Genomic DNA, 562 nt, shown 5'->3' on the forward strand with positions numbered 1-562 from the left:
TATCCATCGTATCGGCGGTGCCTGTTTTACTCAAAAGTAGAAACAAGACAGGAAGTGCGAAAGAGAATCCGACCAATAACTTAGATATTTTCTTCATAGCTACCTCAACGTTGTTTTCCGTAGAAAGTGTGACTGAAATAAAAAGTGCTACGTAAATAGAAAGGCAACAGAGCGAAAAAATTACAGCGATTTTTAAAATTCCGTTGCCCTTTTTTATAAGAAAGATACAGTATCGGCACGAAATACACCGCTCAATCGGGCAAAAGTTACACCCAACGAGCGATGCCAAAATGAGGTAAACCATGCAAGCAGAAGTTAAATGGGTCGAAGATTTTAAATTCCTCGGTCAATCGCAGTCCGGTCACTCAATCGTGATGGATGGTAACGGTGGTGCAACGGCACCAAGCCCAATGGAAATGGTGCTAATGGCCGCTGGTGGTTGTAGCTCTGTGGATGTTGTGGATGGTTTAAAAAGCGCAGGCCAAAAGGTGGTATCTGTTAACGCTAAGCTAACCACTGAGCGTCGTGAAACCGCACCACGTATCTTTACGCAAGTGAATAT

At 43.4% G+C, this 562-nt stretch carries 1 protein-coding gene; it reads left to right on the forward strand.

Features of this window, described 5'->3' with window-relative positions; all coding sequences use genetic code 11:
* Window positions 1–302 precede the first annotated feature (302 nt).
* Window positions 303–562 (forward strand): OsmC family protein (locus R7R78_RS28485; RefSeq protein WP_225474898.1); only part of this gene is annotated, 260 nt, incomplete at its 3' end.

This window comes from Vibrio sp. 2134-1, assembly GCF_033339495.1.